This window comes from Streptomyces sp. 2323.1, assembly GCF_900221035.1.
Taxonomy (GTDB): Bacteria; Actinomycetota; Actinomycetes; order Streptomycetales; family Streptomycetaceae; genus Streptomyces; species Streptomyces sioyaensis.
The window spans coordinates 1,279,155-1,305,106 of record NZ_LT907981.1 but is presented as its reverse complement, the minus strand read 5'-3'; the positions used below and the strand labels follow the sequence as shown (position 1 = coordinate 1,305,106).

The 25,952-nt window shown below is 71.9% G+C and carries 22 protein-coding genes and 1 tRNA gene; 19 read left to right on the top strand and 4 right to left on the bottom strand.

The features are described 5' to 3' along the window. Positions 1 to 32: 32 nt before the first annotated feature. Positions 33 to 2,468 carry a Tex family protein gene (locus CPH93_RS05015; protein ID WP_096212078.1) on the bottom strand — a complete coding sequence of 812 codons (2,436 nt, stop codon included), beginning with the start codon at positions 2,466 to 2,468 and terminating at the stop codon, positions 33 to 35. Between the two features lie 254 nt (positions 2,469 to 2,722). Next, positions 2,723 to 3,592 (bottom strand): SCO6745 family protein, encoded by an 870-nt coding sequence (locus CPH93_RS05010; protein WP_096212077.1) that lies wholly within the window; start codon positions 3,590 to 3,592, stop codon positions 2,723 to 2,725. 164 nt (positions 3,593 to 3,756) lie between these two features. On the opposite strand from CPH93_RS05010, the gene CPH93_RS05005 reads away from it, so the two are divergent. Continuing rightward, positions 3,757 to 4,728 (top strand): GlxA family transcriptional regulator, encoded by a 972-nt coding sequence (locus CPH93_RS05005; protein WP_093486740.1) that lies wholly within the window; start codon positions 3,757 to 3,759, stop codon positions 4,726 to 4,728. A 59-nt stretch (positions 4,729 to 4,787) separates the two neighbouring features. Further along, the gene (locus CPH93_RS05000) at positions 4,788 to 5,432 is read left to right on the top strand and encodes a DJ-1/PfpI family protein (RefSeq protein ID WP_093486742.1); all 645 of its coding nucleotides are present in this window, start codon (positions 4,788 to 4,790) and stop codon (positions 5,430 to 5,432) included. Between the two features lie 27 nt (positions 5,433 to 5,459). Here CPH93_RS05000 and CPH93_RS04995 read toward each other — a convergent pair whose 3' ends face one another. Continuing rightward, the gene (locus CPH93_RS04995; RefSeq protein WP_093486744.1) at positions 5,460 to 6,230 is read right to left on the bottom strand and encodes an enoyl-CoA hydratase/isomerase family protein; all 771 of its coding nucleotides are present in this window, start codon (positions 6,228 to 6,230) and stop codon (positions 5,460 to 5,462) included. A 55-nt stretch (positions 6,231 to 6,285) separates the two neighbouring features. Between CPH93_RS04995 and CPH93_RS04990 the strand changes: the two genes are divergently transcribed. The 3 genes from CPH93_RS04990 (at position 6,286) to CPH93_RS04980 (ending at position 8,832) form a co-directional block, all read left to right on the top strand. Further along, positions 6,286 to 7,944, top strand: coding sequence for an ABC-F family ATP-binding cassette domain-containing protein (locus tag CPH93_RS04990; RefSeq protein ID WP_096212076.1), 1,659 nt, complete (start codon positions 6,286 to 6,288; stop codon positions 7,942 to 7,944). A gap of 84 nt (positions 7,945 to 8,028) precedes the next feature. Continuing rightward, positions 8,029 to 8,102, top strand: a tRNA-Met gene (locus tag CPH93_RS04985). Positions 8,103 to 8,340: 238 nt separating this feature from the next. Next, on the top strand, positions 8,341 to 8,832 hold the full coding sequence (locus CPH93_RS04980) for an ATP-binding protein (protein ID WP_093486748.1): 492 nt from the start codon (positions 8,341 to 8,343) through the stop codon (positions 8,830 to 8,832). Here CPH93_RS04980 and idi read toward each other — a convergent pair. Then, positions 8,807 to 9,418: an isopentenyl-diphosphate Delta-isomerase gene (gene idi / locus CPH93_RS04975; protein WP_006602025.1), complete on the bottom strand. Its 612-nt coding sequence runs from the start codon at positions 9,416 to 9,418 to the stop codon at positions 8,807 to 8,809. The two genes, CPH93_RS04980 and idi, sit on opposite strands and share 26 nt — an antisense overlap. A 557-nt stretch (positions 9,419 to 9,975) precedes the next feature. Between idi and CPH93_RS04970 the strand changes: the two genes are divergently transcribed. The 14 genes from CPH93_RS04970 to hpnH all read left to right on the top strand — a co-directional run bounded on the left by CPH93_RS04970 (position 9,976) and on the right by hpnH (position 25,860). Next, the gene (locus CPH93_RS04970) at positions 9,976 to 11,781 is read left to right on the top strand and encodes a DUF5941 domain-containing protein (RefSeq protein WP_096212075.1); all 1,806 of its coding nucleotides are present in this window, start codon (positions 9,976 to 9,978) and stop codon (positions 11,779 to 11,781) included. Next, the gene (locus CPH93_RS04965; RefSeq protein ID WP_086720811.1) at positions 11,778 to 12,515 is read left to right on the top strand and encodes a phosphocholine cytidylyltransferase family protein; all 738 of its coding nucleotides are present in this window, start codon (positions 11,778 to 11,780) and stop codon (positions 12,513 to 12,515) included. The genes CPH93_RS04970 and CPH93_RS04965 overlap by 4 nt, the downstream gene beginning before the upstream one ends. Continuing rightward, entirely contained in the window at positions 12,503 to 13,564 is a 1,062-nt protein-coding gene (locus CPH93_RS04960; protein WP_093486752.1) for an iron-containing alcohol dehydrogenase family protein, read from the top strand. The genes CPH93_RS04965 and CPH93_RS04960 overlap by 13 nt, the downstream gene beginning before the upstream one ends. Next, positions 13,542 to 14,321 (top strand): CDP-alcohol phosphatidyltransferase family protein, encoded by a 780-nt coding sequence (locus CPH93_RS04955; protein ID WP_051006817.1) that lies wholly within the window; start codon positions 13,542 to 13,544, stop codon positions 14,319 to 14,321. Before CPH93_RS04960 ends, CPH93_RS04955 begins: the two co-directional genes overlap by 23 nt. After that, positions 14,318 to 15,202: a glycosyltransferase family 2 protein gene (locus tag CPH93_RS04950; protein WP_096212074.1), complete on the top strand. Its 885-nt coding sequence runs from the start codon at positions 14,318 to 14,320 to the stop codon at positions 15,200 to 15,202. Before CPH93_RS04955 ends, CPH93_RS04950 begins: the two co-directional genes overlap by 4 nt. A gap of 78 nt (positions 15,203 to 15,280) precedes the next feature. Beyond that, a complete protein-coding gene (locus tag CPH93_RS04945; protein WP_096212073.1) occupies positions 15,281 to 16,210 on the top strand; it encodes an ABC transporter permease in 930 nt (309 codons plus the stop codon). After that, on the top strand, positions 16,203 to 17,006 hold the full coding sequence (locus CPH93_RS04940; RefSeq protein WP_093486758.1) for an ABC transporter ATP-binding protein: 804 nt from the start codon (positions 16,203 to 16,205) through the stop codon (positions 17,004 to 17,006). Before CPH93_RS04945 ends, CPH93_RS04940 begins: the two co-directional genes overlap by 8 nt. A 452-nt stretch (positions 17,007 to 17,458) precedes the next feature. Continuing rightward, positions 17,459 to 18,361 carry a squalene synthase HpnC gene (gene hpnC, locus CPH93_RS04935; protein WP_096212072.1) on the top strand — a complete coding sequence of 301 codons (903 nt, stop codon included), beginning with the start codon at positions 17,459 to 17,461 and terminating at the stop codon, positions 18,359 to 18,361. Further along, the gene (hpnD, locus tag CPH93_RS04930) at positions 18,358 to 19,311 is read left to right on the top strand and encodes a presqualene diphosphate synthase HpnD (RefSeq protein ID WP_093486760.1); all 954 of its coding nucleotides are present in this window, start codon (positions 18,358 to 18,360) and stop codon (positions 19,309 to 19,311) included. The genes hpnC and hpnD overlap by 4 nt, the downstream gene beginning before the upstream one ends. Before the next feature lie 97 nt (positions 19,312 to 19,408). After that, positions 19,409 to 20,884, top strand: coding sequence for a hydroxysqualene dehydroxylase HpnE (hpnE, locus tag CPH93_RS04925; protein ID WP_391263684.1), 1,476 nt, complete (start codon positions 19,409 to 19,411; stop codon positions 20,882 to 20,884). A 53-nt stretch (positions 20,885 to 20,937) separates the two neighbouring features. Continuing rightward, positions 20,938 to 22,002 carry a polyprenyl synthetase family protein gene (locus CPH93_RS04920; protein ID WP_173909718.1) on the top strand — a complete coding sequence of 355 codons (1,065 nt, stop codon included), beginning with the start codon at positions 20,938 to 20,940 and terminating at the stop codon, positions 22,000 to 22,002. Between the two features lie 140 nt (positions 22,003 to 22,142). Further along, positions 22,143 to 24,161, top strand: a complete 2,019-nt coding sequence (gene shc, locus CPH93_RS04915; RefSeq protein ID WP_096212071.1) for a squalene--hopene cyclase — start codon at positions 22,143 to 22,145, stop codon at positions 24,159 to 24,161. Continuing rightward, positions 24,161 to 24,829 carry a phosphorylase family protein gene (locus CPH93_RS04910; RefSeq protein ID WP_096212070.1) on the top strand — a complete coding sequence of 223 codons (669 nt, stop codon included), beginning with the start codon at positions 24,161 to 24,163 and terminating at the stop codon, positions 24,827 to 24,829. Before shc ends, CPH93_RS04910 begins: the two co-directional genes overlap by 1 nt. Positions 24,830 to 24,834: 5 nt before the next feature. Continuing rightward, the gene (gene hpnH, locus CPH93_RS04905; protein ID WP_096212069.1) at positions 24,835 to 25,860 is read left to right on the top strand and encodes an adenosyl-hopene transferase HpnH; all 1,026 of its coding nucleotides are present in this window, start codon (positions 24,835 to 24,837) and stop codon (positions 25,858 to 25,860) included. Positions 25,861 to 25,952 lie beyond the last annotated feature (92 nt).

Below are 25,952 nucleotides of genomic sequence, written 5' to 3'. Positions count from 1 at the left end.
CGTCCCGCTGCTGCCGTTGCCGCCGGCGGGTGTCAGCGGCCGCCCCGCTCCTTGCCCAGGAGTCCGGCCCGCCGCAGGGCGTCCGCCATCGCGTCGTTGGCCGGCCCGGCGTCCCGGCCGCCCCGGCGGTCACCGCCGCGCCGGCCGTCGCCGCCCTGCCGCGGGCGCGGGGCACCGCCCCGGTTGCCGCCGTCCCGCGGCCCCCGGCCGCCGCCCGCGCCGCCGCGGCGCTCGCCGCCGCCCGTCGCCTGACCGCCCTTGCCGGGCTCGTCCTCCAGCCGCAGCGTCAGCGAGATCCGCTTGCGCGGAATGTCGACATCGAGCACCTTGACCCGCACGATGTCGCCCGGCTTCACCACGTCCCGCGGGTCCTTGACGAAGGTCTTCGACATCGCCGAGACATGGACCAGACCGTCCTGGTGGACGCCCACGTCCACGAACGCCCCGAAGGCGGCGACATTGGTCACCACGCCCTCCAGGAGCATCCCCGGCTGGAGATCGCCGATCTTCTCCACGCCCTCCTTGAAGGTCGCCGTCTTGAAGACCGGACGCGGGTCGCGGCCCGGCTTCTCCAGCTCCTGCAGGATGTCGCTCACCGTCGGCAGACCGAAGGAGTCGTCGACGAAATCGGCGGCCTTCAGGGTGCGCAGCACCGTCGCGTTGCCGATCAGTGAACCGACCTCGGTATTGGCCGACTTCACCATCCGCCGCACCACCGGGTACGCCTCCGGGTGCACGCTGGAGGCGTCCAGCGGGTCGTCGCCGCCCCGGATCCGCAGGAAGCCCGCGCACTGCTCGTACGCCTTCGGGCCGAGCCGCGCCACGTCCTTGAGGGCCTTACGGGAGCGGAACGGGCCGTTGCTGTCCCGGTGCGCGACGATGTTCTCGGCCAGGCCGGAGCCGATGCCCGACACCCGCGAAAGCAGCGGTGCGGACGCGGTGTTGACGTCCACGCCGACGCCGTTCACGCAGTCCTCGACGACCGCGTCCAGCGAGCGCGACAGCTTCACCTCGGACAGGTCGTGCTGGTACTGGCCCACCCCGATCGACTTCGGGTCGATCTTGACGAGCTCGGCCAGCGGGTCCTGGAGGCGCCGGGCGATGGACACCGCGCCACGCAGCGAGACGTCCAGCTCGGGCAGCTCCTGCGAGGCGAACGCGGAGGCGGAGTACACCGAGGCGCCGGCCTCGGACACCATCACCTTCGTCAGCTTCAGCTCCGGCTGCGCGGCGATCAGATCGGCCGCCAGCTTGTCGGTCTCGCGGGAGGCGGTGCCGTTGCCGATCGCGATCAGTTCGACGTCGTGCGCGCGGGCCAGCTTCGCGAGCGTGGCCAGCGAGGCGTCCCACTTCTGCTGCGGTACATGGGGGTAGATGGTCTCCGTGGCGGCCACCTTGCCGGTCGCGTCCACCACCGCGACCTTCACTCCCGTACGGAAACCGGGGTCCAGGCCCATCGTGGCGCGGGTCCCGGCGGGCGCCGCCAGCAGCAGATCGCGCAGGTTCGACGCGAAGACCCGTACCGCCTCGTCCTCGGCGGCCTGCCGCAGCCGCAGCCGCAGATCGATCCCGAGGTGGACCTGGACGCGGGTGCGCCAGGCCCAACGGACGGTGTCCTTGAGCCACTTGTCGGCCGGGCGGCCGCGGTCGGTGATGCCGAAGCGGTGCGCGATGGCCTGCTCGTAGGCGCTGGGGCCCTCGGTGACCGCCGACGGGTCCTCCGGCTCCAGGGCGAGATCGAGGATCTCCTCCTTCTCGCCGCGGAACATCGCCAGCACCCGGTGCGAGGGCAGTGCGGTGAACGGCTCGGCGAAGTCGAAGTAGTCGGCGAACTTCGCGCCGGCCTCCTCCTTGCCCTCCCGCACCTTCGACGCGACCTGCCCGCGCGACCACATCCGTTCGCGCAGCTCACCGATCAGATCCGCGTCCTCGCCGAACCGCTCGGTCAGGATGGCCCGCGCGCCCTCCAGGGCGGCGGCCGCATCGGCGACGCCCTTGTCCGCGTCCACGAACGACGCGGCGGCCGCGGCCGGCTCCACCGACGGATCGGCGAGCAGCCCGTCGGCGAGCGGCTCCAGGCCCGCCTCCCGGGCGATCTGCGCCTTGGTGCGCCGCTTGGGCTTGAACGGGAGGTAGATGTCCTCCAGGCGCGCCTTGGAATCGGCGCCGCGGATCTGCGCCTCCAAGGCGGCGTCCAGCTTGCCCTGGGACCGTACGGACTCCAGGATCGCGGCCCGCCGCTCCTCCAGCTCCCGCAGATAGCGCAGCCGCTCCTCCAACGCGCGCAGCTGCGCATCGTCGAGCGTCTCGGTGGCTTCCTTGCGGTAGCGCGCGATGAACGGGACGGTCGAGCCGCCGTCGAGCAGTTCGACCGCGGCCTTCACCTGCCGCTCCTTGACGCCGAGCTCCCCGGCGATCCTCGCTTCGATGGACCCGAGGGCCCCGATGGGCTCAGTGGATGCCGTCACGTTGATCCTGACCTGCCTTCCAGCGCTTGCATGAGCCTGCATTGTGCCGGGTGGCGGGCCGCAGTGTCGTGCCGCCCAGCCGACGGGGAGTGTCCGCGAAGCTCCCCGGCCGCCCGGAGGCCGGGAGGGACGTCGCGCCCGCTCCCCGGCGCCGGGGGTGTGCGGACGGCCGCGCACACCCCCGCCGGAATGCCGGATTCCCTATCGCTGAGGGGGCTTTGCCGCCGGGACGGGTTCCTGGACCGCCGGCCGGACTACTTGCCGAACAGCGTGGCCGGGAACGCCCCGGCCTCCATGACGGCGGTGGTGAAGCCGGTCGCCAGCTCGGTGAGCCGGGCCACGCCGTCGGCGCCCAGGTGCTCGTACGGCGCCCGGTCCAGCCGGTCCGTCGCCCGCTCCAGGTCCTTGCGCAGCTGCACCCCGGCCTCGGTCAACTCGCCCTCGGCGTCCAGCAGCCCGCGGCCGCGCAGCCGCTCCTGTGCGGCGCTCCAGTCCTCCTCCGACCAGCCACGGGTCGCCATGACGCCCTGGTAGCTCATCCCGCGGCCGCTGGCGGTGTGCGTGACCAGCGCCTCCAGGCCGTCGAGCCCGGCGTCCAGCAGCGCGGACAGATGGCCGTCGCCGCGGTGTTCGCGCAGCAGCGTGGCGGCGTGCCAGTAGGCGAGGTGCGGGGCGTCGGGCACCGGCAGGTCGGCGTGCGCGGCGTACAGCGGCCGGGCCGACCGGGAACAGCCCTCGGCGGCGCGCAGCGCCAGCTCGGCCGCCTCGGCCATCTCCGGGGAGGCGACGGCCTCCGGGCCGAGCAGCCGGCGCAGCGTGGCGTCCGCGGCGCGCAGCCGGGCGTCCAGTACGGCCTGCGGCGTGGTGACCGTCCAGACCTGCGGGACGTGCCGGGCGACGAGCTCGTGGTTGAAGTTGTAGAAGGTGGCCGTGATGGTGCCCGGACCCACCGCGCCCATGGCCGCGCCCCGGCAGGCGAAGTAACCGGCGCTGCGGTTCTCGATACCGGCCTTCGCCATCTCCTCGGCGAGCTCCGGCGCGAAGTAGTGCGTGGAGTGGAACGGGTTGATGACGGCGTGGCAAGTACGGCCGGCCTGCTCGGGCAGTGCGCTGGAAGTGGTCATGGGGGGAGGCTACCGACCGGTGGGTATGGAGCAGGCGCCGGGGGGACCGGAACCGGCCGCACGCCGGGGACCGACATCGGCACGCACGCCACACCCGCCCTCATGGCAGGAAAGGTGGGAAACCCGTCATTGCTGCCGGACGCCGCGCTGCCGAGGATGGAGGCATGGAACAGCGCGAGGTACTCGTGGTCCTCTTCGACGGCGTGCAGGCGCTCGACGTCAGCGGACCGGTCGAGGTCTTCCACGGGGCGTCCCAGGGGGAGCCGGGCGCCTACCGGATCCGTACTGCCGGCCTCGACGGCACACCGGTCCGCACCACCAGCGGGCTGACGCTCGTCCCCGACCTCACGCTCGCCGAGGCGGAGGCGCCGCACACCCTGCTGGTGCCCGGCGGCCAGGGCACCCGTACCCCCGACCCCCGGCTGATCGACTGGCTGCGCGGCAACGCCCACCGCGCCCGGCGGAAAGTCTCGGTGTGCAGCGGAGCGCTGCTGCTGGCCGAGGCCGGGCTGCTGGACGGCCGCCGCGTGACCACCCACTGGATGCTCTGCGAGACCCTCGCCCGGCGGTTCCCCGCCCTGCGCGTCGACCCGGAGCCGATCTACGTACGCGACGGCGACGTGGCCACCTCCGCGGGCGTGACCGCCGGCATCGACCTCGCGCTGGCGCTGGTGGAGGAGGATCTCGGCCGGGACATCGCGCTGGCCGTCGCCCGGCACCTGGTCGTCTTCCTGCGCCGGCCGGGCAACCAGACCCAGTTCAGCGTCCAGCTCGCCGCCCAGACCGCCGAGCGGCGGCCGTTGCGCGAGCTTCAGCAGTGGATCACCGAGCACCCCGGGGCGGATCTGTCCGTCGATGCCCTCGCGGACCGGGCGGGCCTGTCCCCGCGGCACTTCGCCCGGGCGTTCCGCGACGAGGTCGGCATGCCGCCGGGGCGCTATGTCGACCGGGTCCGGCTGGAGGCCGCCCGCCGGCGCCTGGAGGACACCGCCGACGGCATCGCACAGGTCTCCCGCCACTGCGGCTACGGCACCCCCGAGGCAATGCGCCGCGCCTTCCTCCGCGTCCTGGGCACCTCCCCGGCCGAGTACCGCCGCCGCTTCCAGCCGGCCCGGCCGCCCGTGCCCGCGGCCTGAACCCGCCGGCCGCCAGGACCCACCCGGCCGGCATCACCCCTACCGAACAGGAACCTGCAATGCAGCTCGCGATCCTTCTCTTCGACCGCTTCACCACCCTGGACGCCGTCGGCCCCTACGAAACCCTCAGCCGGCTGCCCGGCGCCGAAGCGGTCTTCGTCGGCGAACGCACCGGCCTCTACCGCAACGAACTCGGCTCGCTGGGGCTGGTCGCCGACGCCACGCTGGAGGAGGTCACCGCGCCGGACATCCTCGTCGTGCCCGGCGGCCCGGGCCAGGCGGCGCAGATGGCGGACGGCCCGCTGCACGAGTGGATCCGTGCCGTGGACGCCGGCACCACCTGGACCACCTCGGTGTGCACCGGCTCGCTGATCCTCGGCGCCGCGGGCCTCCTCAAGGGGCGCCGGGCCACCTCGCACTGGCTCGCGCTGGACCAGCTGCCGGCGCTGGGCGCCGAGCCGACCGGGGAGCGGGTGGTCTTCGACGGCAAGTACGTCACGGCGGCCGGCGTCTCCTCGGGCATCGACATGGGGCTGACGCTGGCGGGCCGGATCGCCGGGGACACCGTGGCCCAGACGATCCAGCTCGGCATCGAGTACGACCCGCAGCCCCCGTACGACGCGGGCTCCCCGGACAAGGCCCCGGCCGAGGTCACCGCGGCGCTGCGGGAGCAGAGCCGGTTCCTGCTGACGCAGCAGCGGTGAGGGACCGCGCCCCGGCGCCCGGCCCGCTCAGCCCGCCGGCCAGGTGAAACGCGGCGCCCTGCGCTCCAGGAAGGCGGCGGCACCCTCCGCGGTGTCGCCGCTCGCGCGGGCCTGCGCGGCCCAGTGGGCGCCCCGCTCCTCGGCCTCGGCCGGCGGTACGTCCCAGGTCCCGTTGGCCAGTTCCTTCGCCGCGGTCTGCGTCAGCAGCGACCGGCTCGCCAGCACGGCCGAGAACTCCGCCACCCGCTTGTCGAGCCCGCCCTCGGCCAGCACCTCGTCCACCAGACCCGTGCGCAGCGCCCGCGCGCAGCCGATCAACTCCCCGGAGAACAGCAGGTACTTGGCGGTGGACAGGCCCACCAGCCGGACCAGCCGCCGGGTGGCGGACGCCGGATAGACCACCGCCAGCTTGGCCGGCGTCACCCCGAACAGCGCGCCCTCCTCCGCGAACCGCAGATCGCAGGCGGCCGCCAACTGGGCGCCGCCGCCCACGCAGTAGCCGCGTATCGCCGCCAGTGTCGGCCCGGGGAACGCCGCCAGCGCCTCCTCCGCCGCCACCGCCAGGCCCTGCGACTCACCGGCCGCCTCCCGCAGCGCCCCGATGTCCGCCCCCGCGCAGAACGTCCCGCCCTCCCCGGTCAGCACCAGCGACCGCACCGTCCCGTCGGCCGCCAGCCGCTCCAGCAGCGGCGGCAGATCCCGCCACATCTGCACCGTCATCGCATTCCGCTTGCCGGTGTTGCTGATCGTGACGGTCGCGGTGCCGTCGCTGACATGTGTCTTCAGAGCGGGATCCATGCCCCGGATATTAGAGCGCCCGCCGCGGGCCGGGCCGGATACCATCGGCCGCCTGATGTCAGCCACTCTCGTCGCCAAAGACCTCGCCGCCGGCCACGGCGAGCGCGTCCTGTTCTCCGGCCTCGACCTGGTCATCGCCCCCGGCGATGTGGTCGGCCTCGTCGGCGCCAACGGCGCGGGCAAGTCCACCCTGCTGCGCCTGCTGGCCGGCCTGGACACCCCGGAGAACGGCAAGCTCGCGCTCAGCCCGCCCACCGCCACCGTCGGGCACCTCCCGCAGGAGCCCGACCGCCGCCCGGGGGAGACCGTCCGCGCCTTCCTCGCCCGCCGCACCGGTGTGACCGCCGCCCAGCTCGCCCTGGACACCGCCACCGAGGCGCTGGTCGAGGAGCGGCCCGGTGCGGACGACGCCTATGCGACGGCGCTGGAGCGCTGGCTCGCGCTGGGCGCCGCCGACCTCGACGAGCGGGCCGAGGAGACCGCCGCTCAGCTCGGCCTCTCCATCGGCCTCGACCAGCCGATGACGACGCTCTCCGGAGGCCAGGCCGCCCGCGCCTCGCTGGCCTCGCTCCTGCTCTCCCGCTACGACATCTTCCTGCTGGACGAGCCCACCAACGACCTCGACCTGGACGGCCTGCACCGGCTGGAGTCCTTCGTCACCGGCCTGCGCGCCGGCACCGTCCTGGTCAGCCACGACCGTGAGTTCCTGACCCGCACGGTCAGCCGCGTCGTCGAACTCGACCTCGCCCAGCAGCAGGTCAACACCTACGGCGGCGGCTACGCCTCCTATCTGGAGGAGCGCGAGCGGGCCCGGCGCCATGCCCGCGAGCAGTACGAGGAGTACGCCGACACCCGGGCCGCCCTGGTGACCCGGGCGCACACCCAGCGCAACTGGATGGAGAAGGGCGTCAAGAACGCCCGCCGCAAGGCCCCCGACAACGACAAGGTCGGCCGCAACGCCCGGGTCGAGGCGACCGAGAAGCAGGCCGCGAAGGCCAAGCAGACCCAGCGCCTGATCGAGCGGCTGGAGGTCGTGGAGGAGCCGCGCAAGGAGTGGGAGCTGCGGATGGAGATCGCCGCCGCCCCGCGGGCCGGCGCGGTGGTGGCCACCCTCCGGGGCGCCGGGGTGCAGCGCGGCGCATTCCGCTTCGGTCCGGTGGACCTCCAGATCGACTGGGCGGACCGGGTCGCCATCACCGGCCCCAACGGCGCCGGCAAGTCCACCCTGCTCGCCGCCCTCCTCGGCCGGCTGCCGCTGGACGAGGGGCATGCCGCCCTGGGCCCCGGGGTGGTGGTCGGCGAGGTCGACCAGGCGCGCGGCCAGCTCTTCGACGGCCACGGCGGGGGCGAGGAGCCACTGATGGACTCCTTCCGGGCCCATGTCCCCGACCTGTCGCCCGCCGATGTCCGCACCCTGCTCGCGAAGTTCGGGCTGAAGGCGGCGCATGTGCTCCGCCCGGCGCGCACCCTCTCACCGGGCGAGCGGACCCGCGCCGCGCTCGCGCTCCTCCAGGGCCGCGGGGTCAACCTCCTCGTCCTCGACGAGCCGACCAACCACCTCGACCTGCCGGCCATCGAACAGCTGGAGTCGGCCCTCGCCTCGTACCCGGGCACCCTGCTGCTGGTCACCCACGACCGCCGGATGCTCGAAGCGGTGCACACCACCCGCCGGATCGAGGTCGACGCCGGGCGGATCACCGACCGGACGGTGTGAGCGCCGGGACCGGCCGCCCGCGACATCCGCGCGGATTATCGATTTGGCCCACCGGCCACCGCCCCGTAGTGTGGTGTGCACCGACGCGGGGTGGAGCAGCTCGGTAGCTCGCTGGGCTCATAACCCAGAGGTCGCAGGTTCAAATCCTGTCCCCGCTACTGCAGAGGTACAGCCGGTCCGGTGCTCAGGCGCCGGGCCGGCTGTGCTGTAGATCCGGACGGTCCCGAGCGCAGGGCGACCGCTCCGCGGAAGTCCGCGAGCGAGACGCAAGAGCGACAGGACCGGTCGCCGGGCCCATCGAATCACTCGGAAGCGGCCAAAAGGCGTCGATAGACGCTGACTTGTGGTCAGCAGCCCGGTCCGGACCAGCGCATTCTCAACACTCTTCCTGTGAGGATGCCTTCTGGACCCCCCGCAGAGCCCCCTGAAGAGCTGACCTCCCCGCTCGCGTACGAAGGTGTCTGGCGGTTCACCGCCCCGGCACTGGAGGCCTCGGTGCCGCTGGCCCGGCACGCGGTCCGGGATCTGCTCGCCGAACAGCGTGTGCCCGTGGCCGCCGACATCATGGACGGCCTGCTGCTCATCGTCTCCGAACTCGTCACCAACGCCGTCCGGCACGCCGCCCTGCTCTCGCCCCAGATCGCCGTACAGCTCACCATCGGCGCGAACTGGCTGATGGTCGCGGTCGAGGACAGCCACCCCTACCGCCCCAAGGCACTGGAGGCGGATCAGGGTGATGTCGGCGGACGCGGCCTGTGGCTGGTCAAAACGTTCACCGCGGAGGCCGGCGGCAAATGCGGTGTGGAGCTCACGGCGAACGGCGGCAAGGCCATCTGGGCCGAGCTTCCGCTCACCCCGCTCGCTACCAGCCCGCCGACCGTCCGGTGAGTTCGCGCACCGCGGGGCGCGCCGCGTCCAGCACGGTCATGAACCACGCGGAGAACGGCGCCTCGGCGTGCCGCTCGGCCAGCTCCTCAGGCGTCACGAACGCGATCTCGCCGATCTCCTCCGGGTCGGGCGCCGGCTCGGCCCGCACCAGCCCGACGAACAGGTGGTTGTACTCCTGCTCCACGAGGCCGGAGGCCGGATCGGGATGGTTGTAGCGCACCGTGCCGGCCTCGGCCAGCAGGGACGGGGCCAGGCCCAGCTCCTCGGCCGTGCGCCGCGCCGCGGCCGCGAACGGCGCCTCACCGGGATACGGGTGACCGCAGCAGGTGTTGGACCACACACCGGGGGAGTGGTACTTCCCCAGGGCCCGGCGCTGGAGCAGCAGGCGGCCCTTCTCGTCGAAGAGGAAGACCGAGAACGCACGGTGCAGCTGCCCGGGAGGCTGGTGGGCGGCGAGCTTCTCCGCGGTGCCGATCGTCGTGCCGTCCTCGTCGACCAGCTCCAGCATGATCGGTTCGGCGGCGCCGCCCGGTGTGCTCACCGCCGGGTCCCCGGCGGTCTGTCCGTTGGCAGGTGTGATCGGCATGCCCATCCTTGTCGTCGGTCTTCGACGCCAAGTCTGCCCTAGCCAGGTCCCCATCAGCGGCACAGCGGGTGCGCGGCGCCACATGCCAGCGCGCCGGACGGGGAGCGCGCCCGTGGTGAGAGGGGCCACATCCGCCGCCGTGCGCGGTGTCCCCGGCGCGACGGACGAGGGCGGCCGGGTCGCGGCACCGGCACCTGGCGACCGCCCGCCGGACGCGGGATGGCACACACCACACCTGCCCCGGCACAACCCGCCCGCCCCGTGACCAGCCCTCTCATAAGGGGCACCGGATCGGGCGCCGGGGGCGCACCGCAGTTGTTCATGCGCCGTCCGATCCACCATGATGATCGCGGCAGGCGCAGCCGTCGGTCACTCGATCGTGCGGTGAATGCGCGGTGAACGGCCGCATCCGGCGATCCGATAACCTCTGCCGACGTGCCACCCAGCCCCTCCGGGGGCGAGGTGTGCCACGCCCGCTGCCCGGGTAGTTCGTGTCGAATGCGGATCGACTTCGGACCGGCCTGGCTGCCTTGTCAGCTTCCAAGGAGTGAGTTCGTCTGTCGACCGCCATCCTCACCGGTTCGCCGGTCGCCGGGTCGCCGCTCGAAGCCGACCTGCGCACGCTGGGCTTTGACGTCCGTACGGCGAACGATGCCGCGGCCGCCGCCGAGCTGATCGCCGCGGTGCCCGCGCAGGAGCGGGTCGCCGTCGTCGACCCCCGCTTCGTCGGGCATCTGCACGCCCTGCGGCTGGCGCTGACCGACCCCCGCTTCCCGGCCGCGGCCGTCCCCGGCGCGCTCACCGTGCAGCCCGAGGCCCGCGGCGCGCTGGCCCGCGCGGTCGGCAGGATCCCGGTCGGCGCCGGCACCGCCCATCTCACGGACGTCCTCACCGACACCCTCACCGCGTCCCTGGACCGTGACGCGATCGGCCTGCACCACGTCGAGCTGGGCACCCTGGTCGCCACCGTCGCGCTCACCCCCGCCCAGCGCGAGGAGGCACGGGAGTCCGTCGCCGCCGTCGACGACGAGGCGGTCCGGCTGCGCACCGCCGTGAAGTCCCGCGACGGGTTCTTCACCACGTACGGCATCAGCCCCTACTCCCGCTACCTCGCCCGCTGGTGCGCACGGCGCGGGCTCACCCCCAACCAGGTCACCACCGCGTCGCTGGTCACCGCGCTGATCGCGGCCGGCTGCGCGGCCACCGGGACCCGCGGCGGCTTCGTCGCCGCCGGCCTGCTGCTGCTCTTCTCCTTCGTCCTGGACTGCACCGACGGGCAGCTCGCCCGCTACTCCCTGCAGTACTCGACGATGGGCGCCTGGCTGGACGCCACCTTCGACCGTGCCAAGGAGTACGCGTACTACGCGGGCCTGGCGCTGGGTGCGGCGCGTGGCGGGGACGACGTCTGGGCGCTGGCGCTCGGCGCGATGGTCCTGATGACCTGCCGCCATGTCGTCGACTTCTCCTTCAACGAGGCGAACCACGACGCCACGGCCAACACCAGCCCCACCGCCGCGCTCTCCGGCAAGCTCGACAGCGTCGGCTGGACGGTCTGGGTGCGGCGCATGATCGTGCTGCCGATCGGTGAGCGCTGGGCCATGATCGCCGTGCTCACCGCGTTCACCACCCCGCGCATCGTCTTCTACGCCCTGCTCATCGGCTGTGCGCTGGCCGCCTGCTACACCACCGCGGGGCGGGTGCTGCGCTCGCTGACCCGGCGGGCCCGGCGCACCGACCGCGCCGCCCGGGCGCTGGCCGACCTCGCCGACTCCGGGCCGCTGGCCGAGCTGATCGCCGGCGGCGCCCGCGGCCGCGGCCGCACCGGTTCCTTCCTGGCCCCCGTCATGGCATTTCTCTCAGCCGCCGTGCTGCTGGTCTGGGTGATCTTCCAGGACGACCCCAGCTCCTGGCTCACCGTCGGCGTCGCCCTCTGCTCCGCACTGCTGGCCGGTGCGGCCGTCTCCCGCCCGCTCAAGGGCGCCCTCGACTGGCTGGTACCGCCCTTCTTCCGGGCCGGTGAATACGTCACGATCCTGGTGCTGGCCGCCCGCGCCGACGTCCCCGGAGCGCTGCCCGCGGCGTTCGGGCTGGTCGCGGCGGTCGCCTACCATCACTACGACACCGTCTACCGCATCCGCGGTGGCACCGGGGCCCCGCCGCGGTGGCTGGTCCGGGCAACCGGCGGGCACGAAGGACGCGTCCTTGTGGTCACCGTCCTCGCCGCCGCGCTGCCCCCTGAAGGTTTCACAATCGCGCTCACGGCCCTTGCCGTGGTCCTGGCGCTGCTGGTGCTCGTCGAGAGCATCCGCTTCTGGGTGTCCTCGCAAGCACCCGCCGTACACGATGAAGGAGAACCCGCATGATCGGCCTCGTGCTGGCTGCCGGCGCCGGACGGCGTCTGCGTCCCTACACCGACACCCTGCCCAAGGCTCTGGTGCCGGTCGATGGTGACACCACCATCCTCGACCTGACCCTCGGCAACTTCGCCGAGATCGGCCTGACCGAGGTTGCGATCATCGTCGGCTACCGCAAGGAAGCCGTCTACGAGCGCAAGGAGGCCCTGGAGCAGAAGTACGGCCTCAAGCTCACCCTCATCGACAACGACAAGGCCGAGGAGTGGAACAACGCCTACTCCCTGTGGTGCGGGCGTGACTCCATCAAGCACACCGTGATCCTCGCCAACGGCGACACCGTGCACCCGGTCTCCGTCGAGAAGACCCTGCTCGCCGCCCGCGGCAACGGCCAGAAGATCATCCTCGCGCTGGACACGGTCAAGCAGCTGGCCGACGAGGAGATGAAGGTCGTCGTGGACCCCGCCAAGGGCGTCCAGAAGATCACCAAGCTGATGGACCCGGCCGAGGCCACCGGTGAGTACATCGGTGTCACCCTCATCGAGGGCGAGGCCGCCGAGGAGCTGGCCGACGCCCTGAAGACCACCTTCGAGCGGGACCCCGACCTCTACTACGAGGACGGCTACCAGGAGCTGGTCAACCGCGGCTTCAAGGTGGACGTGGCGCCGATCGGCGACGTCAAGTGGGTCGAGATCGACAACCACGACGACCTGGCGAAGGGCCGTGACATCGCATGCCAGTACTGACCCGCCTCATTCCGTCCCCGGTCGTCGTTGACATCAACGCCGGCGCCCTGGACGACCTGGCGGGCCTGCTGGCCGATCAGCGCATCTCCGCGTCCGGCAAGCTCGCCATCGCGATCAGCGGCGGCTCGGGGGCCCGGCTGCGGGAGCGGCTGTCGCCCGCGCTGCCGGGCGCCGACTGGTACGAGGTCGACGGCGGCACCCTGGACGACGCGATCAAGCTCGCCGACGCCATGAAGAAGGGGCACTACGACGCGGTCGTGGGCCTGGGCGGCGGCAAGATCATCGACTGTGCCAAGTTCGCCGCCGCGCGCATCGGTCTGCCGCTGGTCGCCGTCGCGACGAACCTGTCGCACGACGGCCTGTGCTCGCCGGTCGCCACCCTCGACAACGACGCCGGCCGCGGCTCCTACGGTGTGCCGAACCCGATCGCCGTGGTGATCGACCTCGACATCATCCGCGAGGCCCCGGTCCGGTTCGTCCGCTCCGGCATCGGCGACGCGATCTCCAACATCTCCGCGGTCGCGGACTGGGAGCTCGCGCACCGCGAGACCGGCGAGGACCTCGACGGGCTGGCCGCCGCCATGGCCCGCCAGGCCGGCGAGGCCGTGCTGCGCCACCCCGGCGGCGTCGGCGACGACAAGTTCCTCCAGGTGCTGGCCGAGGGCCTGGTCCTCACCGGTATCTCGATGTCGGTCGCGGGCGACAGCCGTCCGGCCTCCGGCGCCTGCCACGAGATCAACCACGCCTTCGACCTCCTCTTCCCCAAGCGCGCGGCGAGCCACGGCGAACAGTGCGGCCTCGGCGCCGCGTTCGCCACGCATCTGCGCGGGGACACGGAGACCCGTGACCTGATGGTCGAGGTGCTGCGCCGGCACGGTCTGCCGGTCACGCCGGGGGAGATCGGCTTCACCGACGAGGAGTTCGTCCAGGTCGTCGCGTACGCCCCCAAGACCCGCCCCGGGCGCTACACGATCCTGGAGCACCTCGACCTGTCCACCGACCAGATCAGGGACGCTTACGCCGACTATGCAGAAGCCATCGGTAGCTGAGCTCCGCCCGGTCGTTCACCCTCCGGGGGTGAAGGACCGGCGGAGCGGCGAGCACTGGGCCGGCCGGCTCTACATGCGCGAGATCTCGCTGCGCATCGACCGGCACCTGGTGAACACGCGGATCACGCCCAACCAGCTGACCTACGTGATGACCGTCGCCGGCGTCCTCGCCGCCCCCGCCCTGCTGGTGCCGGGGATCGCGGGGGCTCTGCTCGGCGTGCTGATGGTCCAGCTCTACCTGCTGCTCGACTGCGTCGACGGCGAGGTCGCCCGCTGGAAGAAGCAGTTCTCGCTGGGCGGGGTCTACCTGGACCGGGTCGGCGCCTACCTGTGCGACGCCGCGGTGCTCGTCGGCTTCGGGCTGCGCGCCGCGGACCTGTGGGGCTCCGGGCGGATCGACTGGCTGTGGGCCTTCCTCGGGACCCTCGCCGCGCTCGGCGCCATCCTGATCAAGGCCGAGACCGACCTGGTCGGCGTCGCCCGCCACCAGGGCGGTCTGCCGCCGGTCAAGGAGACGGCCTCCGAGCCGCGTTCGTCCGGCATGGCGCTGGCCCGCAAGGCGGCCGCGGCGCTGAAGTTCCACCGCCTCGTCCTCGGGGTCGAGGCCTCCCTGCTGATCCTGGTCCTGGCGGTCCTGGACACGGTCCGGGGCGACCTGTTCTTCTCGCGGCTCGGCGTCGCCGTGCTGGCCGGCATCGCGCTCCTGCAGACCCTGCTGCACCTCGTGTCCATCCTGGCGTCGAGCAGGCTGAAGTGAGGGGCGCGATGAAGGTCGGCGCGGTCATCATCACCATGGGCAACCGCCCCGAGGAGCTGCGCGCACTCCTGGACTCGGTCGCCAAGCAGGACGGCGATCCGGTCGAGATCGCCGTGGTCGGCAACGGTTCGCCGCTGCCCGAGCTCCCCGAGGGCATCCGGACCGTCGAGCTGCCGGAGAACGTCGGCATCCCGGCCGGCCGCAATGCCGGAATCGAAGCGTTCGGGCCCGGCGGCCGCGACGTCGACGTGCTGCTCTTCCTCGACGACGACGGACTGCTGGCCACCGAGGACACCGCCGAGCTGTGCCGTCAGGCCTTCGCCGCGGACCCCCGGCTCGGCATCATCAGCTTCCGGATCGCCGACCCGGACACCGGCGAGACCCAGCGCCGGCACGTCCCGCGGCTGCGCGCCGCCGACCCGATGCGCTCGTCGCGGGTGACCACCTTCCTCGGCGGCGCGAACGCGGTCCGTACGACGGTCTTCGAGGAGGTCGGCGGGCTGCCCGACGACTTCTTCTACGCCCATGAGGAGACCGACCTGGCCTGGCGGGCGCTGGACGCGGGGTGGCTGATCGACTACCGCGCGGACATGGTCCTCTTCCACCCGACGACGGCCCCGGCCCGGCATGCGGTCTACCACCGCATGGTGGCCCGCAACCGCGTCTGGCTGGCCCGGCGCAACCTTCCCGCCCCGCTGGTTCCGGTCTACCTCGGTGTCTGGTTTCTGCTCACCCTCGTCCGCCGGCCGTCGCGGCCGGCGCTGCGGGCGTGGCTGGGCGGCTTCAAGGAGGGCTGGGTCTCGCCGTGCGGTCCCAGGCGCCCCATGAAGTGGGCTACCGTTTGGCGACTGACCCGACTGGGCCGCCCTCCCGTCATCTGACAAGCTCGTATCTGAGAGCATCAGGCGCGAACCGGGGCGTGGCCCCGGCAGCGCACCTTGAGGACGAAAGTGTCAACTGTGAGCGAGACCACGCACGACAGTGCGGTCGCCATGAGTGCCCCGCCATCTTCCGATGAGGGGCTCACTCCTGCCCAGCGGGCCCAGAAGTACGGGCTCTCGCAGAGCGGCGCCCGTCCCGGCCTCCCGGAGTACATCCGGCAGCTGTGGCACCGCCGGCATTTCATCTCCGCCTTTGCCAGCGCCAAGCTGACCGCGCAGTACAGCCAGGCCAAGCTGGGGCAGGTCTGGCAGGTGGCGACGCCGCTGCTGAACGCGCTCGTGTACTACTTGATCTTCGGCCTGCTGATCGGCACCCGGAAGGGCGTCCCCGACTTCGTTCCGTTCCTGGTCACCGGCGTCTTCATCTTCACCTTCACCCAGAGCTCGGTGATGGCCGGCACCCGGGCGATCTCCGGCAGCCTCGGCCTGGTGCGGGCGCTGCACTTCCCGCGGGCCTGTCTGCCGATCTCGTTCTGCCTGATGCAGCTGCAGCAGCTGCTGTTCTCCATGGGCGTGCTGGTGATCATCCTGCTCGGCTTCGGGCAGGTGCCGACGTGGTCGTGGCTGCTGGTGTTCCCGGCGCTGGCGCTGCAGTTCATCTTCAACACCGGTCTGGCGATGGTCATGGCGCGGCTGGGGTCCAAGACTCCGGACCTGGCGCAGCTGATGCCGTTCATCATGCGGACGTGGATGTATGCGTCCGGCGTGATGTTCAGCATCGATCTGATCCTCAAGGGCAAGGCCGTCCCGAAGTTCGTGGAGATCCTGCTCAACGCCAATCCGGCCGCGGTCTACATCGACCTGATGCGGTTCGCACTGATCGACAGCTTCAAGGCGAACCAGCTGCCGCATCATGTGTGGGCGTTCGCCGGCGGCTGGGCGCTGCTGATGGGCGTCGTGGGTTTTGTGTACTTCTGGAAGGCCGAGGAGCGGTACGGACGTGGCTGAGCAGACCAACGGCGTCCAGCCGACCGAGGCGGCGCGCGAGCGCATCCCGACCGTGATCGCGGACGATCTGCACATCGTCTACCGCGTCTACGGCACGGGAGCCGGCAAGGGCAGCGCCACCGCGGCCCTCAACCGCATCGTGCGGCGCAAGCCGTCCACGGGTGTACGTGAGGTGCATGCGGTCAAGGGCGTGTCCTTCACTGCCTACCGTGGCGAATCGATCGGCCTGATCGGCTCCAACGGGTCGGGCAAGTCGACGCTGCTCAAGGCGGTCGCCGGCCTGCTGCCGGCGGAGCGCGGCAAGGTCTACACCCACGGCCAGCCCTCCCTGCTCGGCGTGAACGCCGCGCTGATGAACGACCTGACCGGCGAGAAGAACGTCGTCCTCGGCGGCCTGGCCATGGGTATGTCCCGCGAGCAGGTCCGCGAACGCTACGACGGCATCGTCGACTTCTCCGGCATCAACGAGAAGGGCGACTTCATCTCGCTGCCGATGCGCACCTATTCGTCCGGCATGGCGGCCCGGCTGCGGTTCTCCATCGCCGCGGCCAAGGACCACGACGTGCTGATGATCGACGAGGCGCTGGCCACCGGCGACCGCAGCTTCCAGAAGCGCTCCGAGGCCCGCATCCGCGAGCTGCGCAAGGAGGCCGGCACGGTCTTCCTGGTCAGCCACAACAACAAGTCCATCCGCGACACCTGCGACCGGGTGCTGTGGCTGGAGCGCGGCGAGCTGCTGATGGACGGCCCCACCGACGAGGTCATCAAGGCGTACGAAAAGGAGACGGGCAAGTAGTCCCCGTCCCGCACCCGAAGGCCTCCGCGAGTCCGCCTCGCGGGGGCCTTCGGGTGTGAAGGAATCACCAACTCCGCGGACATCGGGACCAGTTCGGACGTCGTGGAGAGTGGCCGGAATGGTGCCCGGCGCTGCGGTACCCCCTCGGACGCGGGCGAGACGTACGGCGTAAGCTGTACGGGTACTGAACAGCATCAAGTGGTACATGTCGGGCAATGCTCACCCGAGCGGGCGATATGGACTCGATCGGGCGCGCCATCTGCTGCGGCGTGTCCGAAATAGGATGTTTTAGCTTGGCGGTGTAGAACGGGAGACGTGACGGCAATGGCTACTGGTTCGCTCCGGCACCGAAATGCGCCGGGCAGCCCCCGGTGAGCCGAGACAACGAGCAGGCGCGTCGCGCCTTCCCCCGGACGGGGGCGGCGGGCGACGGACGGGAGCAGACGCGCACCGTGCTCGATCAGGCCGCACACGAGAACTTCCCGGTGGCGCCGTTCTTCCTGCCCCGGGTCTGGCGCGCCGATCTGATGGCCGTTTACGGCTTCGCCCGGCTCGTCGACGACATCGGCGACGGTGATCTCGCCCCCGGCGGCGGCGATGCCGTGCTCCTCGGGCTGGACCGCGCGCAGGATGGGGGTACCTCCCGCTCGAGCGCAGCCGAGAGTGGGGGAGACCGTGCCGCGTTGCTGGACGCCCTGGAGGCGGATCTGCACCGCGTCTTCAGCGACCGGGCCCCCGGACCTCGGCATCCGCTCATGCGCCGGCTCGGCCCAACCGTCCGCCGCTGCGGACTGACCCCCGAGCCGTTCCTCGATCTGATCGCGGCCAACCGGCAGGACCAGCGGATCAGCCGCTATGGCACCTACGACGATCTGGCCGCCTACTGCGAGCTGTCCGCCAACCCCGTCGGCCGGCTCGTCCTCGGCATCACCGGCACCGCGAGCCCCGAGCGCATCCGCCGCTCGGACGCCGTCTGCACCGCCCTCCAGATCGTCGAGCACCTCCAGGACGTGGCCGAGGACCTCGGGCGCGACCGCATCTACCTCCCCGCCGAGGACATGAAACGCTTCGGCGTCACCGAGGCCGATCTGGCCGCGCCCAGCGGGGGCGCATCGGTGCGCGCGCTGATCGCCTACGAGGCGGAACGCGCCCGTGACCTGCTGAATGAAGGCACCCCGCTGGTGGGTAGCGTCCACGGCAGGCTCAAGCTGCTGCTGGCCGGCTTCGTGGCCGGCGGACGCGCTGCACTCCAGGCGGTCGCGGCCGCCGATCATGACGTACTCCCTGGACCGCCCAAGCCGACCAAGCTCAGCCTGCTGCGCGAGGTAGCGGCGACATTGCGAAGAGAGGGGTGAGTCGGACCGTGGAGGACACTGCACACGCGTCCGCGCCGGTGCTCGCTGCGTACCGCTACTGCGAGGCCATCACCGGGCAGCAGGCACGGAACTTCGCCTATGGCATCCGGCTGCTGCCGACCGACAAGCGACAGGCCATGTCGGCGCTCTACGCCTTCTCCCGCCGGATCGACGACATCGGTGACGGCACCCTGGAGCCCACCGCCAAACAACGGCGCCTGGAGGACACCCGGGCGCTGCTGGCCCGTATCAAGGACGGCCGGATCGACGACGACGACACCGACCCGGTGGCCGTCGCGCTCTCCGACGCCGCCCGCCGCTTCCCGCTGCCGCTGGAGGGTCTCGACGAGCTGATCGACGGCGTGCTGATGGATGTGCGTGGCGAGACGTATGAGACCTGGGACGAGCTGAAGCTCTACTGCCGTTGTGTGGCCGGCGCGATCGGCCGGCTCTCGCTGGGCGTGTTCGGCACGGTCCCCGGCGCGCAGGACGCCGAGCGTGCCCCGGAGTACGCCGACACCCTCGGGCTCGCCCTGCAACTGACCAACATCCTCAGGGACGTTCGCGAGGACGCCGGCAACGGCCGGACGTACCTCCCCGCCGAGGACCTCGCCAAGTTCGGCTGTGCGGACGGCTTCGACCGGCCCGTACCGCCGCCCGGCTCCGACTTCGCCGGCCTGGTGCACTTCGAGGTCGCCCGCGCCCGCGCACTGTTCGCCGAGGGCTTCCAGCTTCTGCCGATGCTCGACCGGCGCAGCGGCGCCTGCGTGGCCGCGATGGCGGGCATCTACCACCGCCTGCTGACCCGGATCGAGGCCGACCCCGAGGCGGTGCTGCGCGGCCGGGTCTCGCTGCCCGGCCGGGAGAAGGCGTTCGTCGCGGTGCGCGGACTGTCCGGGCTCGACGCGCGGGCGATCGGCCGACGGCAGTCCGTCCGGAGGCGTGGATGATGCGCCGGACGGCCAACGGTGGTGACCCCGCGTCAGCGCGGCGGGCAACCCTCTCCGGGGTGGCTGCGTCCCTCACAGCAGTACGGGGGGAGACCACATGACATCCGGAGCCACGCGGCTCGGCCGCCACCCTGACCTGCCGTCCGGCGCTCCCCAGGGGCGGACCGCGGTGGTCATCGGGGGCGGTCTCGCGGGCACGACCGCGGCGCTCGCGCTGGCCGACGCGGGGCTGCGGGTGACCCTGATCGAGGGCCGGCCGCGGCTCGGCGGGCTGGTCTTCTCCTTCCGCCGCGAGTCCGCCGCCGGCGAGCTGAGCGTCGACAACGGCCAGCACGTCTATCTGCGCTGCTGCACCGCCTACCGCTCGCTGCTGGAGCGGATCGGCGCCGCGGACCTGGTGCCCCTTCAGGACCGCCTGGACGTACCGGTCCTGGACCCCGGCGGCAGCTCCGGCCGGGGCCGGATGCGGCTGGGCCGGCTGCGCCGCAGCGCCCTGCCCGTCCCGCTGCACCTCGCCCGCAGCCTGGCCGGCTACCCGCACCTCTCACCCGCCGAGCGGGCCGGTGTCGTCCGCGCCACCCTCGCGCTCAAGGGCCTCGACCCGGCCGACTCCGCGCTGGACGGGGTGGACTTCGGCAGCTGGCTGCGCCGGTACGGCCAGTCGGCGCGGGCCGTCGAGGCGCTGTGGGACCTGGTCGGCATCGCGACCCTCAACGCCCGTGCCGAGCACGCCTCGCTGGGCCTGGCCGCCAAGGTCTTCAAGACCGGGCTGCTGTCCGCGCCGGGCGCCGCCGACATCGGCTGGTCCCGCGTCCCGCTCGGCGACGTCCACGACGACCGGGCCCGCACGGCCCTGGAGAAGGCCGGCGTACGCATCGCCCTGCGCACCCGCGCCGGGGCGCTCACCCGCAGCGATGACGGCTGGCAGGTCACGGTGGAGAACGGCCCGCACGGCAGCGAGCAGCTCGCCGCCGACACCGTCGTGCTCGCCGTACCGCAGCGCGAGGCGCACGCCCTGCTGCCCGACGGTGCGCTGGACGGCAAGGACCGGCTGCTGGAGATCGGCACCGCCCCGATCCTCAACCTCCATGTCGTCTACGACCGTACGGTGCTGCGCCGCCCCTTCTTCGCCGCGGTCGGCTCCCCGGTCCAGTGGGTCTTCGACCGCACCGACGCCTCGGGGCTGACGCGCGTCCCCGGCAACGAGCGCTGCCAGTATCTGGCGGTCTCGCAGTCCGCCGCGCAGGAAGAGATCGACCAGCCGGTCGCCAAGCTCCGCGCCCGCTATCTTCCGGAGCTGGAGCGGCTGCTGCCCGCCGCCCGGGGCGCCCGGATCCACGACTTCTTCGTCACCCGCGAGCGCACCGCGACCTTCGCGCCCGCACCGGGCGTCGGCAGGCTCCGCCCCGCCGCCCGCACCCAAGCTCCCGGCCTGTATCTGGCCGGTGCGTGGACCGCCACCGGGTGGCCCGCGACCATGGAAAGCGCTGTTCGCAGCGGCACTGCCGCCGCTCGCGAGGCACTCACCGAACTCGGCTTCCCCCAGGGCCAGTTGCCTCAGGAGGCGGCATGACTACGAGTACGAGCGCTCGCACGAGCACGAGCATCGGAAACAGAGGAGAAACCGTGAATCCGGCTTCCCCAGCTATCGACACCGAGGGCGTCACCGCGCTGCTGGAGCGCGGGCGGACACTCGCCACTCCCGTGCTGCGTGCCGCCGTCAACCGGCTCGCTCCTCCCATGGACACCGTCGCCGCGTACCACTTCGGCTGGATCGACGCCGAGGGCCACCCCACCACGGGTGACAGCGGCAAGGCGGTACGGCCCGCGCTCGCCCTGCTCTCGGCCGAGGCCGCCGGGGCGGCCCCGGAGGTCGGGATCCCCGGCGCGGTCGCCGTCGAGCTGGTGCACAATTTCTCGCTGCTGCACGACGACCTCATGGACGGCGACGAGCAGCGCAGGCACCGCGACACCGTCTGGAAGGTGCACGGCCCCGCGCAGGCCATCCTGGTCGGCGATGCGCTGTTCGCGCTGGCCAACGAAATACTGCTGGAGCTCGGCACGGTCGACGCCGGCCGCGCCACCCGCCGGCTCACCCAGGCCTCCCGCAAGCTGATCGACGGCCAGGCGCAGGACATCTCCTACGAGCACCGCGAGCGGGTCACCGTCGAGGAGTGCCTGGAGATGGAGGGCAACAAGACCGGCGCGCTGCTGGCCTGCGCCGTCTCCATCGGCGCGGTGCTCGGTGGCGCCGACGACCGCACGGCGGACACCCTTGAGAAGTACGGCTACCACCTCGGTCTCGCCTTCCAGGCCGTCGACGACCTGCTCGGCATCTGGGGCGACCCGGACGCCACCGGCAAGCAGACCTGGAGCGATCTGCGGCAGCGCAAGAAGTCGCTGCCGGTCGTCGCGGCCCTGGCCGCCGGCGGTGACGCCTCCGAGCGGCTCGCCCGGATCCTGGCGGCCGACGCCAAGAAGAGCGAGAGCGAAATCGCCGACTTCACCGAGGAGGAGTTCGCCTCCCGCGCGGCCCTCATCGAGGAGGCCGGCGGCCGTGAGTGGACGTCGCAGGAGGCCCGCCGTCAGCACACCACCGCCATCGCCGCGCTCGACGAGATCGAGATGCCGCAGAAGGTCCGTGCCGAGCTCGTCGCGCTCGCGGACTTCGTCGTCGTACGAAAGAGATGAGGACCGCCGACACCGAATAGATCGCAGTCGCCGGCCGGTGCCTGGGGGCACCTCCCACGCCTTTAGGGCAGTGGGGGACGGGCGCCGGCCGACGGAATCCCTGAGCACGCTTTTCACAGTTCACTGCCGAAGGGGAAGCCATGACAGCGACGACCGACGGAAGCACCGGGGCGCTGCCGCCCCGGGCCCCTTCGGCCAGCGACGCCACCGCTGAGAAAACCGCAGCATCCGCCCGTACCCGCAGCGCCGTACGGGATGACACGGCGGACGCCGCCCGCCGCGCGACCGCCCGCGCCACCGACCATCTGCTGTCCGTCCAGGACCCCGCCGGATGGTGGAAGGGCGACCTCGAGACCAACGTCACGATGGACGCCGAAGATCTGCTGCTCCGCCAGTTCCTGGGCATCCAGGACCCCGAACTCACCGAGGCCGCGGCCCGCTTCATCCGCGGCGAGCAGTGCGCGGACGGCACCTGGGCCACCTTCTACGGCGGGCCCGGCGAACTCTCCGCCACCATCGAGGCCTATGTCGCCCTGCGGCTCGCCGGGGACGCCCCGGACGCCCCGCATATGGCCAGGGCCTCCGCATGGGTCCGCGAGCAGGGCGGCATCGCCGCGGCCCGGGTCTTCACCCGCATCTGGCTGGCCCTGTTCGGCTGGTGGAAGTGGGACGACCTGCCCCAACTGCCGCCGGAACTCCTCTACTTCCCGAAGTGGTTCCCGCTCAACATCTATGACTTCGGATGCTGGGCGCGGCAGACGATCGTGCCGCTGACCATCGTCTCGGCCAAACGCCCGGTGCGCCCGGCGCCGTTCGCCCTCGACGAGCTGCACACCGATCCGCGCCGCCCCAACCCGCCGCGGCCGCTCGCCCCCGCCGCCAGCTGGGACGGGGTCTTCCAGCGCCTCGACAAGGCGCTGCACCTCTACCACAAGGTCGCCTTCCGCAAGCTGCGCCGGGCCGCGATGCGCTCCGCCGCCCGCTGGATCATCGAGCGCCAGGAGAACGACGGCTGCTGGGGCGGCATCCAGCCGCCCGCCGTCTACTCCGTCATCGCGCTGCACCTCCTCGGCTACGACCTCGACCACCCCGTACTGCGTACCGGCCTGGCGTCCCTCGACCGGTTCGCCGTACGGCGCGCGGACGGGGCCCGGATGATCGAGGCCTGCCAGTCCCCGGTCTGGGACACCTGCCTGGCCACCATCGCGCTCGCCGACGCCGGAGTGCCCGCCGACCACCCCCAGCTGGTCCAGGCCGCCGAGTGGATGCTGGCCGAGCAGATCGACCGGCCCGGCGACTGGAGCGTGAAGCGTCCCCAACTCCCCTCCGGTGGCTGGGCGTTCGAGTTCGAGAACGACAACTACCCCGACATCGACGACACCGCCGAGGTGGTGCTCGCGCTGCGCCGGGTCAAGCACCCCGATCCGCAGCGGGTCGAGGCCGCGGTACGCCGCGCGGTGCGCTGGAACTTCGGCATGCAGTCCAAGGACGGCGGCTGGGCCGCCTTCGACGTCGACAACACCAGCCCGTTCCCCAACCGGCTGCCGTTCTGTGACTTCGGGGAGGTCATCGACCCGCCGTCGGCCGATGTCACCGCCCATGTCGTGGAGATGCTTGCGGACGTCGGCCGCACCCACGACCCGCGCACCCGCCGCGGTGTCGCCTGGCTGCTGGCCGAACAGGAGCCCTGCGGCGCCTGGTTCGGCCGCTGGGGCACCAACTACGTCTACGGCACCGGCTCGGTGCTCCCGGCGCTGGCCGCGGTGGGCATCCCGCGCTCGCACCCCGCGGTCCGCCGGGCGGTCCGCTGGCTGGAGGGTGTGCAGAACGACGACGGCGGCTGGGGCGAGGACCAGCGGTCCTACCGGGACAAGGAGCAGTGGGCCGGGCGCGGCACCTCGACCGCCTCCCAGACCGCCTGGGCGCTGATGGCGCTGCTCGCGGCCGGCGAGCGCGACGGCGAGGCGGTACGCCGCGGAGTGCGCTGGCTGGCCGCGACCCAGCGCGAGGACGGCTCCTGGGACGAGCCGTACTTCACCGGCACGGGCTTCCCCTGGGACTTCTCCATCAATTACCACCTCTACCGCCAGGTCTTCCCCCTGACGGCCCTGGGGCGCTATCTCAACGGGGGCCCGGCCGTCGCGCCGGTGGGGGCCTGATGCCCGGCCGGCCCCTGACGGACGCGGATCCACCGCTGCTGGTCGCCTGTGCGCTCGGCATCGAGCGGATCGCACTGCGCGGCGGCGACCGCGGGGGAGCGGCCGAGCGGGCCTTACCGCGGCCGGTCGTGCTCCGTACGGGCATGGGCCCGCAGGCGGCCGAACGCACCCTCGCCAAAGCGCTGAGCGAGGGTGCGGTCACCGAGCGTTCCCCGGTGGTCGCCAGCGGCTTCTGTGCCGGTCTCGCCCCCGGTATGCGCCCCGGGGACGTGATCGTCGCCTCGGCCACCCGCGGCCACCACGCCGACGCCCCGGAGACGCCCTGCCGGGACAACGGGCCGCTGCTGCGGGCCCTGCGGGAGCGCGGTCTGAGGGTGCACAGCGGGCTGCTGTGCGGCTCCGACCACGTGGTGCGCGGCGCGGAGCGGGCCGCGCTGCATGCCGCCGGTGCGGTCGCGGTGGACATGGAATCCGCTGCCACCCTCCGTGCGGCCCGGCGGGCCGGCCCCCGTCCGGTTGCGGCCGTCCGGGTGGTCGTGGACGCTCCAGAACATGAACTCGTGCGTATCGGCACCGTGCGGGGTGGAATATCAGCCTTCCGAGTCCTGCGCTCCGTCCTGCCTGTTTTCTACGAATGGCACCTTTCTTTGCTGCTCCCCTGGAGGTGAGTCAGATGGCCATGCCGCTTCGTCAGTCCATCCGGGTCGGTACCTATCTTTTTGAGCAGAAGATGATCCGGCGGCGTGAGAAGTTCCCGCTCATTGTCGAGCTGGAGCCGCTCTTCGCGTGCAATCTGAAATGCGAGGGCTGCGGGAAGATCCAGCATCCGGCGGGCGTGCTCAAGCAGCGCATGCCGGTGGCGCAGGCGGTCGGCGCGGTGCTGGAGTCGGGTGCCCCGATGGTCTCCATCGCCGGCGGTGAACCCCTGATGCACCCGCAGATCGACGAGATCGTCCGACAGTTGGTGGCCAAACGGAAGTATGTCTTCCTGTGCACCAACGCCATGTTGCTGCGCAAGAAGTTGGATGATTTCCAGCCCTCTCCGTATTTCGCGTTCGCGGTGCATATCGACGGTATGCGTGAGCGGCACGACGAATCGGTCGCCAAGGAAGGCGTTTTCGACGAGGCGGTGGCGGCAATCAAGGAGGCCAAGCAGCGCGGCTTCCGGGTCACCACCAACTCCACCTTCTTCAACACCGACACCCCGCAGACCATCATCGAGGTCCTCAATTTCCTCAATGACGACCTACAGGTCGACGAAATGATGCTCTCGCCCGCCTACGCCTACGAGAAGGCGCCCGACCAGGAGCACTTCCTGGGCGTCGAGCAGACCCGCGAGCTGTTCAAGAAGGCCTTCGCCGGCGGCAACCGGCGGCGCTGGCGGCTCAACCACAGCCCGCTCTTCCTGGACTTCCTGGAGGGCAAGGCGGACTTCCCCTGCACGGCCTGGGCGATCCCCAACTACTCGCTCTTCGGCTGGCAGCGCCCCTGCTACCTGATGAGCGACGGCTACGTCCCGACGTACCAGGAGCTCATCGAGGACACCGACTGGGACAAGTACGGCCGCGGCAAGGACCCGCGGTGCGCCAACTGCATGGCGCACTGCGGCTACGAGCCCACCGCCGTCCTCGCCACCATGGGCTCCCTGAAGGAGTCCCTGCGGGCGGCCAGGGAGACCATCGCCGGGAACCACGGATGACCCGCTGAACAGGGGGAGCCCGCGTGCCCGGGCTCCCCGCGTCATGGTCCGGTCCGCCGTCGGCCCCGCGCGCGACGGCGACCGGACCGGCA

What these genes read in the sequence shown, in the direction of transcription:
- CPH93_RS05010 (WP_096212077.1), bottom strand. Translation starts at nt 3,592, where the DNA reads ATGACCACTTCCAGCGCACTGCCCGAGCAGGCCGGCCGTACTTGCCAC.
- CPH93_RS05005 (WP_093486740.1), top strand. Translation starts at nt 3,757, where the DNA reads ATGGAACAGCGCGAGGTACTCGTGGTCCTCTTCGACGGCGTGCAGGCG.
- CPH93_RS05000 (WP_093486742.1), top strand. Translation starts at nt 4,788, where the DNA reads ATGCAGCTCGCGATCCTTCTCTTCGACCGCTTCACCACCCTGGACGCC.
- CPH93_RS04995 (WP_093486744.1), bottom strand. Translation starts at nt 6,230, where the DNA reads ATGGATCCCGCTCTGAAGACACATGTCAGCGACGGCACCGCGACCGTC.
- CPH93_RS04990 (WP_096212076.1), top strand. Translation starts at nt 6,286, where the DNA reads ATGTCAGCCACTCTCGTCGCCAAAGACCTCGCCGCCGGCCACGGCGAG.
- CPH93_RS04980 (WP_093486748.1), top strand. Translation starts at nt 8,341, where the DNA reads ATGCCTTCTGGACCCCCCGCAGAGCCCCCTGAAGAGCTGACCTCCCCG.
- idi (WP_006602025.1), bottom strand. Translation starts at nt 9,418, where the DNA reads ATGCCGATCACACCTGCCAACGGACAGACCGCCGGGGACCCGGCGGTG.
- CPH93_RS04965 (WP_086720811.1), top strand. Translation starts at nt 11,778, where the DNA reads ATGATCGGCCTCGTGCTGGCTGCCGGCGCCGGACGGCGTCTGCGTCCC.
- CPH93_RS04960 (WP_093486752.1), top strand. Translation starts at nt 12,503, where the DNA reads ATGCCAGTACTGACCCGCCTCATTCCGTCCCCGGTCGTCGTTGACATC.
- CPH93_RS04955 (WP_051006817.1), top strand. Translation starts at nt 13,542, where the DNA reads ATGCAGAAGCCATCGGTAGCTGAGCTCCGCCCGGTCGTTCACCCTCCG.
- hpnE (WP_391263684.1), top strand. Translation starts at nt 19,409, where the DNA reads ATGACATCCGGAGCCACGCGGCTCGGCCGCCACCCTGACCTGCCGTCC.
- shc (WP_096212071.1), top strand. Translation starts at nt 22,143, where the DNA reads ATGACAGCGACGACCGACGGAAGCACCGGGGCGCTGCCGCCCCGGGCC.
- CPH93_RS04910 (WP_096212070.1), top strand. Translation starts at nt 24,161, where the DNA reads ATGCCCGGCCGGCCCCTGACGGACGCGGATCCACCGCTGCTGGTCGCC.
- hpnH (WP_096212069.1), top strand. Translation starts at nt 24,835, where the DNA reads ATGGCCATGCCGCTTCGTCAGTCCATCCGGGTCGGTACCTATCTTTTT.